The 9,976-nt window shown below is 32.8% G+C and carries 14 protein-coding genes; 3 read left to right on the top strand and 11 right to left on the bottom strand.

Features of this window, described 5'->3' with window-relative positions; genetic code table 11:
* The 3 genes from JCM9157_RS25555 to JCM9157_RS22035 all read right to left on the bottom strand — a co-directional run.
* On the bottom strand, positions 1-265 hold a 265-nt coding region (locus tag JCM9157_RS25555; protein WP_035668420.1), incomplete at its 3' end, for a hypothetical protein.
* A 144-nt stretch (positions 266-409) separates the two neighbouring features.
* Positions 410-745 (bottom strand): hypothetical protein, encoded by a 336-nt coding sequence (locus JCM9157_RS22040; RefSeq protein ID WP_035668418.1) that lies wholly within the window; start codon positions 743-745, stop codon positions 410-412.
* A 162-nt stretch (positions 746-907) separates the two neighbouring features.
* A complete protein-coding gene (locus tag JCM9157_RS22035; RefSeq protein ID WP_235715080.1) occupies positions 908-1,132 on the bottom strand; it encodes a hypothetical protein in 225 nt (74 codons plus the stop codon).
* 194 nt (positions 1,133-1,326) lie between these two features.
* Here JCM9157_RS22035 and JCM9157_RS25860 point away from each other — a divergent pair, with 194 nt between their 5' ends.
* Positions 1,327-1,461 (top strand): hypothetical protein, encoded by a 135-nt coding sequence (locus tag JCM9157_RS25860; RefSeq protein ID WP_268870971.1) that lies wholly within the window; start codon positions 1,327-1,329, stop codon positions 1,459-1,461.
* Positions 1,462-1,636: 175 nt separating this feature from the next.
* On the opposite strand, the gene JCM9157_RS22030 is transcribed toward JCM9157_RS25860, so the two are convergent.
* From JCM9157_RS22030 to JCM9157_RS22020, 3 genes are all read right to left on the bottom strand, one after another.
* Entirely contained in the window at positions 1,637-1,879 is a 243-nt protein-coding gene (locus JCM9157_RS22030; RefSeq protein WP_035668416.1) for a hypothetical protein, read from the bottom strand.
* A 210-nt stretch (positions 1,880-2,089) separates the two neighbouring features.
* Positions 2,090-3,076, bottom strand: coding sequence for a DUF3231 family protein (locus JCM9157_RS22025; RefSeq protein WP_035668414.1), 987 nt, complete (start codon positions 3,074-3,076; stop codon positions 2,090-2,092).
* A 347-nt stretch (positions 3,077-3,423) separates the two neighbouring features.
* Positions 3,424-4,674, bottom strand: coding sequence for a GAF domain-containing SpoIIE family protein phosphatase (locus tag JCM9157_RS22020; protein ID WP_035668412.1), 1,251 nt, complete (start codon positions 4,672-4,674; stop codon positions 3,424-3,426).
* Positions 4,675-5,307: 633 nt separating this feature from the next.
* On the opposite strand from JCM9157_RS22020, the gene JCM9157_RS22015 reads away from it, so the two are divergent.
* A complete protein-coding gene (locus JCM9157_RS22015; protein WP_035668410.1) occupies positions 5,308-5,505 on the top strand; it encodes a cold-shock protein in 198 nt (65 codons plus the stop codon).
* 46 nt (positions 5,506-5,551) lie between these two features.
* Here JCM9157_RS22015 and JCM9157_RS24260 read toward each other — a convergent pair whose 3' ends face one another.
* The 3 genes from JCM9157_RS24260 to JCM9157_RS23685 all read right to left on the bottom strand — a co-directional run bounded on the left by JCM9157_RS24260 (position 5,552) and on the right by JCM9157_RS23685 (position 7,343).
* Complete coding sequence (locus JCM9157_RS24260; RefSeq protein ID WP_081734290.1) at positions 5,552-5,698, bottom strand: YfhD family protein; 147 nt, start codon at positions 5,696-5,698, stop codon at positions 5,552-5,554.
* Between the two features lie 143 nt (positions 5,699-5,841).
* Positions 5,842-6,879 (bottom strand): alpha/beta fold hydrolase, encoded by a 1,038-nt coding sequence (locus JCM9157_RS22010; RefSeq protein ID WP_235715079.1) that lies wholly within the window; start codon positions 6,877-6,879, stop codon positions 5,842-5,844.
* Between the two features lie 5 nt (positions 6,880-6,884).
* Entirely contained in the window at positions 6,885-7,343 is a 459-nt protein-coding gene (locus tag JCM9157_RS23685) for a hypothetical protein (protein WP_052013314.1), read from the bottom strand.
* A gap of 181 nt (positions 7,344-7,524) precedes the next feature.
* Here JCM9157_RS23685 and JCM9157_RS22000 point away from each other — a divergent pair, with 181 nt between their 5' ends.
* Positions 7,525-8,883 (top strand): cytochrome P450, encoded by a 1,359-nt coding sequence (locus JCM9157_RS22000; protein ID WP_052013313.1) that lies wholly within the window; start codon positions 7,525-7,527, stop codon positions 8,881-8,883.
* Between the two features lie 49 nt (positions 8,884-8,932).
* Here JCM9157_RS22000 and JCM9157_RS21995 read toward each other — a convergent pair whose 3' ends face one another.
* Both JCM9157_RS21995 and JCM9157_RS21990 read right to left on the bottom strand, forming a co-directional pair.
* Positions 8,933-9,724, bottom strand: coding sequence for an AAC(3) family N-acetyltransferase (locus tag JCM9157_RS21995; protein WP_035668408.1), 792 nt, complete (start codon positions 9,722-9,724; stop codon positions 8,933-8,935).
* 9 nt (positions 9,725-9,733) lie between these two features.
* The coding region (locus tag JCM9157_RS21990) for a GNAT family N-acetyltransferase (RefSeq protein WP_035668405.1) at positions 9,734-9,976 on the bottom strand (243 nt) is incomplete at its 5' end.

Raw genomic sequence — 9,976 nt, 5'->3', positions numbered from 1 at the left:
ATACAGCTGCAATTAAACAAGGTAAACTCGATAAACCTAGGTTTAAGGCCAACTTGTTAATGTTCATTCTTTTATCCTCATAAGGTATGTTCTCAATAGGAATACTCCTTTGCTGTAAGACCCCTGAAGCTATTGCAATAATAAGGAGCGAGAAAGTCCCAAAGACAATTCCTATATTTATTAGAACCCTAAAGTCTTGCAAAGTAAAAGAAATCATTAAAAGTAACAACAGAAGTAAAAATCCAAGAATTAATGATTTGTTCATAGTAGTTTCACCTTTCTAAAATACTCCTTTGTATGATTTCACTTTTATTCTATTAAATATTTTGATAATCGTAATGGCGTTTTCACTAGTAAATATCTTTTTAATGAAAATAGTTAACAAAACTATAAACTGGCACAGGTTAGTTTATGAAGATGTATCTTCGAGCAGTTCAATCAATTGATTTCTAAACCTTTCTTCATCTTTAACTACTTTTAACATTAGGCTTTCATAGGTTTCTATTTTGGCTAATATATAAGCTTTGTTTTCATGGAAAAACTCTTTGTTTTTAATTAGCAGAGAGAACATCTCAAGATAACTACTTACTAGGTTAGAAGCTGTTAATGAGGTATAGTCTAACGGCATAAATATATTCTTTACATTTGTATTCGCTTCATTATTACCTGAAATAGCTTTTTGTAGAGCTATGTTCTTAAGCTTGTCTTCACCCAACAACCGTTTAATTTCCCCTTCATTCCCCATTATCTCTATCACCTCCCGTATTATCTCTATGTATAATAAGTGAGACTGGAACTGCTAACACATAGAATCAACAGAAATTAGTAGAAAGTCTAAAAAAAATAGCCAACAGAAGAAGACCATAAGTGAATAATCTTCTTCTATTGACTATTAATGTAATTAGTTTTAATTTAATTTTACTTTAATATCTTCTCTTATAGAATTTATAATTGATTCTGATAAAACAGCTGGAAAAGACGTATTTTTTTCAAAAACCCATGTGTTTATAACTTCAAGATCCGATTTATTAAAAGTAATACTGTAAGATTTATAATCATGAGTAATTGAAACAGTGATCACTTCCTCGATATCAAAATGATTATCTATAATCATATTTGTAATTTCATACACCCTTACTAGACCCCTTTCCTTAATCCTTTTCTTATCATGTATTCTTACATTGTCTTTTATACAAAATCTAAGAAACCTTATACCTTAATTGAATTTTTAATCATTATTGTCTGAAAAAGAATGAATAAGCTTGATTCAACAAAAGCATCTTAACAAAGAACAACATTAATTTATTAAAAGGAGGTCATTTCAGGGTGAGTCAAAAACGTGATAAAGGTTATAGTCAAAAAGGTAAAGCTACTAGCAATACGGTTGATCCTGTCATCGCAGCAGAAGATGTTGACAAGGCTATTAATCCAACAAACAAACCTCCACGCAATGCCAAATAAACATAAGTAAGAAGAGGCTCGATTAAAAGAGGCTCTTCTTCGTTTAATTTCCTTAAATTAATTATTTCGTCTAATAAATTCAACATGAGCATTTAAAATCTCTTTTACTTTTACATTGTCAGGAATTTGTACATATAAGTTTTCTCGAACAGTCCCTTATCTTCTCCTGCTCCAATTAACCAAACATGCTAATAATCTCTATTAAAGCAATTACTCCAAGAACAATTTGGATACCAATAAACAGGTTTCTATATTTAGGGAACTTTGATTGCCCCACAAAAGCTAAGATCCATAACACTGTTGCTATAATAGGAATGAATAAAATGGCATGAAATGAATGAGCAAAAATCAACCAACCAAAAATATAGGCAGAGCTAACTCCAATTACTAAAGCTCCAGTTATCAAATTTAAAATCAAACGAACAACAACTCCTTGTATGTAATTAAATTAGATTATATCTCTCCATACAATGGTAACAATCTGACTTTAAAATAACAAACAGTAATTACTTTTAGTTGTCTTTAATACGTAAGTGAACAATTCGACTCACTATTTTGTAAGCAAAAAAGAGAATGTCTAATAAGAATTCGTTTTGATTCCTTAGAAGACATCCTCTCTTAAAACCTTTTATTTTTTATTTTTTGGGGCTTGAGGTGGGGCTTCCATCCAGCCGTTCTTGATTAGTAACTTTATACCCTCTTCACCGTAAGCAGAAACTTCCGCAGCTAAGCGCGAAAAATCTGCTCCTACATCTCTTTTTATCGAATTTGAAATAGCATTTCCGTAATTATTTAATCCTTGAGCATTTAAGAAAGAGATGAAATAAAGCATTAGCTTCTCAGAGAAAGGAGGTGTAGTACTATCAGTTACACCAGCATTCCAAGTTGCTGGAACGAATAAATCTTCTTTTTTTAACATTTTACTTAGTATGTTAATATGCTTTTCTGAGATCTCTTGCCCTTTTTTAAAATAATCTTGAATTTCTCCTTTAGTTGTTACCTGATAAAAGCTCTTTGTTAGAGAGTGACCAATTGTATTAGTGATAAGGTTATAAAAGATGCTAGCAATTTCTATTCCGGCTAGCGGGCGTTCATCCCCAAACCATCCATTTAGAAAACTTTCTTTTTTTACAAATTCAACTTTTCTAGGGGGTGGAATATAAGGTGCCCTTATCCACAAACCTTTTGTTAACAACATTTTCCTTGATTGATTCAACAGACTCAAAGCTTTCGATGTAAATTGCTCAAAGAAATTAAATACATCTTCTCTAGCAATAGTATTAATTGCAAGGGAACCGTAATTTAAATTCCCCTTACCAACAAACCACTGATAAAATAGAATAAAAGGGTCTGTATACAATTGACCGGCTTCTTTCTGTACATCAAGGTCTGTAAATCCTATAGGAATGGGAAAATCGTCTAATTTAAAAATCGACCTCATTTGTTCAATATTTTCCTTTGAAGAATCCAACGTTAATTCATTTAACCTTTTAATATCATCATCTTCTACAATTTGATTAAAATACGTCAAAATACAATAATTCATAGTCTCTGCTTGGTATGTAGACCATAAATACCCCATCTCTGTTGCTGTTAAATCAATATGATTACCCACATTTTTACACCTTCTTAATAAGTTAATTAAAGGTATTATTTACAATCGTTAAACAATTTATTATCGTTTTTTAACTTCAATCAATGTGGCCTAATCAATAAAGGTTTTTGGAAATAAATACAATTATCATTCCCTAAGAAAAAGTGTTATACTTACCTAGCGATGAGCTAAATTGCATAAGATGAGATTGACATGCTTTTTGAGCAATGCACAAATGTGGAGTGCAGTCTCTCGCCGCAATACGCACAAGACGTCCAAATTAGGACGTCTTTTTTTGCATTTAATTAAAAAAAGCTTCTCGTAAAGTAGTCACTTTACGAGAAGCTTCTAATTATTTCTGCCAACTATCAATATATTTCTAATTCGTGATGTTTTAGTAAGACTGATTTTTGTGACAGAGTTGAATTTAAGAATTTCACCGTAACTAAACATATATCATCGTCATGAACAGGTCGCTCATGAACCAACTTCTTAAAAAAGTCAATAGTCGATAAACCTACTTTATCTTTGCTATGAAACTTATTTATTAACGTTTCAGTTGTTTTTTTGCCATTTTCGTATAAATAATCAGTTAAGCCATCCGTATAAAGTAAAATTTCATCTATATGTTCAAATTCAAAATGACCATATTCCCTTTTTAAATCTTTATATATGCCAAGAGGTATTGAGCCCTTATCTAATAATGTTGAAGCACCTGTGTGGAAAACGATACCAGGAGGATGTCCAGCATTCATATAATTAATTGACCGTTTATTAAAATCGACTAACAAGTATATTCCGGTGACGAATGTAACGACCTCTTTTTCTTCTTCAAATAAATGAAATAATACCTTGTTTAGTTGGTCCATTACCTCGTAAGGAGTAACTTTATCTTTAATGAAATTTTCAAGAGAAGTGCGTAGAACCATTCCGATAAGAGCAGAAGATACTCCATGTCCCATTACGTCTAATACCGCGATACCGTAAACATTCTCTTCAATTTCATACCAAGTACAGATGTCTCCAGAGAGATGAAACGATGGTGTGTATATAAAGTCAATTTCTAAATTTTCGTCATAGTAAGGCTTACTCAAAAGAGCCTGTTGGACATTTCTTGCTAATTGAAATTCACGCTTCGTTTGTATTTCATAGTCTTTTAGTTTTCTAAATGACTCCTCAAGAGCAAGTGAATTAGCTATTAATTCTGCATATCCTTCTAATTTCTTAATATCCAGTTCTGATAGTACGTTTGGATTTGGATCTAAAGCACATAATGTGCCAAAAGCCGTACCATCCTCTAATTTTATAGGAACACCTAAATAAGAGCCAATCGAAAACGAATTTGTCACTTCCATATCTTTCACAAGTTCTGACTTTAAAGCGTCTTCAATCAATAAAGGCTCCATATTGCCGACAACTTTACCACAATAGGAATCCTTTAAAGGAGTGTCTACTTCAGGAGGAATTTCGCAACCTCCATCTTCATTTATTTTCTTAAGAATTTTAAACCGATCATCTTGAGTAGTTGCTACAAAAAAAGTCTTGGCCGATATTGTATCTTTCATAAGATTAAGGACAGTTTGAGCCGATTCTTCAAATTTCGATAAATTACGTTTCATATGAATTAACCTCGTTTAATATCAGTCATTAAACTCTAGTATATAGCCATATAACATATAAAGATAGATGTAAAAAGAACTTAGGCAGATAAATATCTTATCTTATGTTACAATTAATAATTGTATAGTTCTTCCTACTCCTAATCAAAAATTTAAGTAAGATTCGGATAAGATCGTTTACTTGTGGAAATTTAATAAACAGAATACCTATTTTTATTAAGTATGAGATAATGAAATATACATATTAAAATAGAAAGAAGGGGTTAATTTGAAAAATAAAAATAAATTTATCACTAATCAAAAGGTACGACTAAAGTCAACAGGAGAAACGATCACGATTAATAAATTTAGTTATGTTCCTAACATGAAAAGATATTCTTACACTTGTGTAGAACATCCCAAAACATTTTACTTTGAAGAAGAAATTGAACAGTTAGAGTCTTAAGTTTAAATCAACTTTCAACATAAAAAGAACTTGCAAAATTTCCCTCTAACTGCTATGATAAAATTAATTATTTTTGTTCGGTAAAACTGATAGAGTTAACTTTCTTTAATAAGTGGTTTTGTCTTGATGTGTTATATATGGGCAGAGATAGTAATATTTTGTGGATTATCCACATAGGAGGCAATATCATGACTGAAGGTAAAGTAAAATGGTTTAATGCAGAAAAAGGTTTCGGTTTCATTGAAGTAGAAGGAAGCGACGATGTATTCGTACATTTCTCTGCTATTCAAGGCGAAGGCTTTAAATCATTAGAAGAAGGCCAAACTGTAACTTTTGAAATCGAGCAAGGTGCACGTGGACCTCAAGCAGCTAACGTTCAAAAGTAATCATATATGATTACAAAAGGACTCTCAATATGAGAGTCCTTTTTCGTTATTTATTCTTCTTTTGTTTATTTTTCACTCTTTGATCAGCAGCATCCATTCGAGCCATAGCTTCTTTATCTTCAGAGTCTGCAAGCTCTTGTGAAAATTCAATTTCATCATATTGACCTTGTTTACCATTTTTCTTAGCCGCCATGTAATAGCCCCCTAAGTTTTCATTAGAGATAAGTAACCTTATCTTTTGTAGTATGAATCAATTCGCTCTAGATATGACTTGTATATATTGACATCGCGATTAGTGATTTAGGTATATTCTATCCGTTTTTTGAGAACCTAATATTAAATGAGATCAGATCTTTCTGATAACCAATTCACCATTTCTATTGGAATCTCTCCTCGCATTGCGATCGTTACATGCCCTCCCTTCAGCCTTTTAAATTGCTTATCTGCGCTCGATACTTTTTCAACTATAGGAGTTGTTAAATGTTCTGGAACGATTTGGTCACCCGTAGTAGAAAGAACTAATAAATTGGATTCTATACAAGCTAATTTAACTTTGTTCCCTTTAATGATCAATTGATCTTTAATCAGTTGATTTTCTTTAAATACATTTATTAATTGTTTTAAAGTAGCACCCGCGAAGGGAATGTGTCCTTTTACCCATTTGTTAAAGAGCAACCATTTTCTAACACTCTCCTCATCGTCTGCTCTTTCCATTAGAGACATATATGAGGTAAATGTTATAGGTGCTATTGCCATCTTAAGTGCTAAATAAACGAGTTTTGCAGGAATAACTCCATAAGCATCAATCACTGAGTCAATATCAATATCTCCTCTTTTAACGGCAAAGCTCCATGTTTGCAGAAACGGTGAACGTTCAAAGTCTATTGGTGTAGCAAATAAAATTAAATTTTTAACTGGTTCATCGCATATCGCTGTATAGATAGTCGCTAGAGTTCCTCCTAAGCAGTAACCAATTATGGTTAATTCAGTTGCTTCTGAATGAACGAGTGTTTTCTTTACAGCTGTTTGAATATACTTAATAATATAATCATCCAACGTTAGATCGTGATCTTCATAACCAGGCTTTCCAAAATCTAATAAATAAACATCATAACCTTCTTGTCCGAAAGCTTCAATCATACTCATACCAGGATAAAGATCAAGAATGTATGACTCGTTTATTAGAGAATAAATGAGAAATAATGGTATTTTATATTTTTTGCTCTTTGATGGATAATAATATAGAGTTGCCTTATTGCGCTTCCACACAATCTCCTTTTTTGTCTGGCCTACCCTAAAATTAGGATCATTCATTATGTTGGAAAGATTTTCCCTCAAATTCCCCTCCCCTAGTTGTGATTGATTGTTTAACATTCCCACTACCTCTTCCTCTCTTTTAATTGTTCAAGCAAGTATTTGGTCAGATCATCTGGTGAATGCGATATAATGCTATGCAATAATTGTTCTCTTAAATGATTCTTACCTATTCTTCTTTTTTTCCTCTTCTTATTGTGCTTCAATTTATCATCAACAACAGCTAGAATTTTATCCTCTAAACAATCTAACTTTTCTTCGACTTGTATAGCTATTTTAGCAACATTGGCTACATCATCTTTAGTAGGAATATTTAAATGGAGAGCAACTATATCAACATATTCTTGAATTAATTTTAATAAACGAACATGTTGTTTACACCCATTATTAATTAACTTGACAATCTCAGGATCATCTAACCACTTATGAATAAATTGATTAAGATGTTTTTCAGATTTAATCCCTAGTTGCTTTATCATTTCAATTGATATCGGTTGATCTTTCTTCTTCCTTTTCTTTCCCATATTAATCATCTCTCCCAATATAACAGTTTCTCTATTTATATTCTTTGGAAAGAGTTTTGCTTGTTAGTTTACCTACTTAAGGAAAAAGGCCTTTTTTGCTATTACTCCGCTCTTGTACAAGCTAAAGATAAAACTGATCATACTCTGAAAAGCAAGTAACTAATAAGAAGGGGTTGTTCATTTGATAGAATATAATAACTATAAGCAAGTTAACGGTCCGAAGGGAACTAGATTTTTAGGTAATCTTACTGATTTCCAAAAGAACCCGTTACAATTTATGAGCTCTCTTGCAAGAGAATACGAAGATGTTGCTCAATTTCGTTTAGGTCCTTTTCAGAATATATTTCTAGTTTCCAGTCCAGCTTTAATTAAGGAAATTCTTGTTACGAAACAGAAGAATTTCATTAAATCAAAAGATCTGAAAGTGTTAAAGGATCTGGTAGGAGAAGGCTTATTAACGAGCGAAAAAGACTTTCACCTGAAGCAGCGAAGAGCTATCCAACCTGTATTTAAACACACACATATCAGTAAGTACGCTCAGGATATGATTGATACCACTTACAGCTATACTGATCAATGGATCTCAAAGGAAATCACTCAAGTTAATGAGGATATGATGAATATCACGTTAGGTATTATTAGTAAGACCATGTTTAGTATGGAATTTGATCACGGAAATGAGATTATTGGGCATCCCCTTGACACTTACATGAGACTTGCTGTAAAAAGAATGAGAACTTTATTCCCTCTACCACTCTGGTTACCTAGTAAAAGTAATAAACGTTATAAAAGAGCGATAAGTGATTTAGATGATGTTCTATATAAAATCATTAACTCTCGTAAGATAGGTGCGGAGAATTATAATGATTTATTAGGAATGTTAATGGCAGCTAAAGATGATGAAAGCGGAGTAGGAATGTCTGATAAGCAGCTTCGAGATGAGTTAATGACTATTTTCTTAGCTGGGCATGAAACTACTGGAAACGCATTGACATGGGCTTTTTATTTACTTTCAAAACATCCAGAAATCGAGCAAAAGCTTTACGATGAGATTAACAAGGTAGTCGGCAGTCGAAATATTGAACCAGCTGATTTCAAGCAATTAAAATATACACAGAATGTCGTCTGGGAGACCATGCGACTATTTCCTCCTGCTTACGTGATTGGTCGGAAAGTAGATCATGATGTTGAGATAGGCGACTATTATTTTAAAAAAGGTGATATGATTCTCATAAGTCAATATGTCATGCACCGTGATTCTAAGTATTTTTACAAACCAGAATCATTTATTCCTGAAAGGTTTGATAATGATTTTCTAAAAACCATTCCTGATTATACCTATTTCCCTTTTGGTGGCGGTCCGCGAGTCTGTATTGGAAACCATTTTGCGGTAATGGAAGCAGTGCTTGTTATCGCTTGTATTTGTCAACGCTTTCGATTAACTCTTTTAGATGATCATCCAGCTGTTCTACCTCAACCACTAATTACTCTAAGACCTAAACGAGGTTTACGGATGAATATTATTAAAAGAGAAATGTAAAAAGAAAGGTCAGATTTATTCTTCATGAATAACCTGACCTTTCTTCTAATTATTTGTTTAACCAGTTTTCGGCCCAATCAACGGCCTCTCTCATCGAGAACAGTTTTGAATTAGCTGAGCCTATTTTCCCTTGTTCAATGTGACAAGATTTTTCGAAACCTTTGCCGATTTCTTCAAACTTTTCTTCATTAAATTGAATTTCGTCGTATACTTTCCAAACTCGTTGCCCGTATTCTATTACAGGTGCTCCTTTTTTTATATACGTTTTATGTTTGTCACGATATTCGGCAAGATGAAAACAAGTATTGCTATCGTAACCAACACCAATCATTAAAACAAACGTGTTTTCTTTATATAATTTACCTAGTGGAGACAATTCACCAAGACCAAAGTCAATCTCATGAGAGTTTAATAACTTCTCTTTATTCTTACCCCAAGCTACAAAAGAATAGGCTGGATGCATACTTCTTATTACGCCAGGAAAAGCGCGAAAAACTTCTACAACCTTTCCCATCCCCGTTGTTGGAGTATATTCAGGGTCATAAGCTGGCATTGTTTCTTTTATATCGTTCCACCACTCTTTAGGAACAGCTGGAAATTGCCATTCACTAGGATCACTCAAATCTGTTGATTGTGATGGCATAATAATCGTTCCTTCTTCAGTCACAAGGTCCATTAGTGCTTGTACAACACTTACTGCTCCTCCATTCACCCAGCCAATTGAAGACAAAGATGAATGAACTAAAATAGTCATACCACTATGTACACCTAATTGGACAAGATCTTGCTTTATTGTTTCTCTACTTCGTGGATAATCTGTTTTATCAATTAATTCTTTCACACATATCACCTAATCCAAATATTTTTCAAACATAATCATATCTTGCGCTCGTATGCCATCCTCGTAAATCGCTACAGGATACTTATCAAAAAAACCTTTTTTTATCTCAGTTAACCTAAACCCAGCTTTTTGATAAAAAGCAATATTAGCAATACTAGAGTTGGCCGTTCCTACAATCATTTTTTTATAATTCTTTAAACGATAGAGTTGAATTGCCTCAGCAATTATCTTTTTCCCCAACCCTTCCCCTCT

This window comes from Halalkalibacter akibai JCM 9157, from assembly GCF_000513135.1.
Lineage (GTDB): Bacteria > Bacillota > Bacilli > Bacillales > Bacillaceae_D > Halalkalibacter > Halalkalibacter akibai.
The sequence above is the reverse complement of the archived record's forward strand: the minus strand, read 5'-3'. Positions and strand labels throughout refer to the sequence as shown.

Excerpts from the sequence above, each read along its gene's own strand:
- JCM9157_RS22040 (WP_035668418.1), bottom strand. The coding sequence starts at position 745 with ATGGGGAATGAAGGGGAAATTAAACGGTTGTTGGGTGAAGACAAGCTT.
- JCM9157_RS22020 (WP_035668412.1), bottom strand. The coding sequence starts at position 4,674 with ATGAAACGTAATTTATCGAAATTTGAAGAATCGGCTCAAACTGTCCTT.
- JCM9157_RS22015 (WP_035668410.1), top strand. The coding sequence starts at position 5,308 with ATGACTGAAGGTAAAGTAAAATGGTTTAATGCAGAAAAAGGTTTCGGT.
- JCM9157_RS24260 (WP_081734290.1), bottom strand. The coding sequence starts at position 5,698 with ATGGCGGCTAAGAAAAATGGTAAACAAGGTCAATATGATGAAATTGAA.
- JCM9157_RS22010 (WP_235715079.1), bottom strand. The coding sequence starts at position 6,879 with ATGTTAAACAATCAATCACAACTAGGGGAGGGGAATTTGAGGGAAAAT.
- JCM9157_RS23685 (WP_052013314.1), bottom strand. The coding sequence starts at position 7,343 with ATGGGAAAGAAAAGGAAGAAGAAAGATCAACCGATATCAATTGAAATG.